1 protein-coding gene is annotated in these 717 nt (G+C 33.2%); it reads left to right on the top strand.

Annotated elements, in window-relative coordinates; translation table 11 throughout:
• Window positions 1-44: 44 nt before the first annotated feature.
• On the top strand, window positions 45-717 hold a 673-nt coding region (locus tag WD019_RS21720), incomplete at its 3' end, for a DUF421 domain-containing protein (RefSeq protein WP_425712818.1).

Raw genomic sequence — 717 nt, forward strand, 5'->3', positions numbered from 1 at the left:
CAAGATCTTACAACTAAGTAAAATTTAAATTGGAGGAAAAAACTTTGGAAGAAGTTAATATTGGTTTACTGACGATCAAAGTCATCGTTGGTTTTGCAACTTTATTTTTTATCATTATCATAACAGGCAGAACATCCATCTATCAGTTAACCCCGTTTCACTTAGTTTTTGTGTTAGTACTTGGAGATTTTTTAGGAAATACCATTTATGAAGATAAGGTAGGGATTTTTCATTTTTTATATGCCATCGGATTGTGGACGTTTCTTATGTTGGGAATAGAGTTTATGACTCTAAAAAATAAATCGACACGTTCTCTCTTATTAGGCAATCCTAACATCATCATTCGAGATGGTGTTATGGACAGAAAGTTACTTACAAAGAACAAATTGGATGTAAATCAAGTATTGAGTATACTCCGTCAAAATAATGTCTTTTCAGTTCGCGAAGTCAAATACGGTATATTGGAAGCTAATGGGCAAATAAGTTTATTATTAAAATCCAAGTATCAAAAACCAGACAAGCAAGATCTCAATCTTCCAGAAAGTCCAGTAGACCTCCCAACATCGTTAATTATAGATGGGGAAATTTTATGGGATAATTTACATGAACTCGGATTTGATCAACAGTGGTTAGATAACCAATTAACTACCAATGGATATGATAATGTAAAGCGTATACTTTACGCAGATTGGCGAGAGAGTGAAGGCATACATGTAA

It is taken from the genome of Fictibacillus sp. Mic-4, assembly GCF_049843615.1.
Classification (GTDB): Bacteria; Bacillota; Bacilli; order Bacillales; family Fictibacillaceae; genus Fictibacillus_A; species Fictibacillus_A gelatini.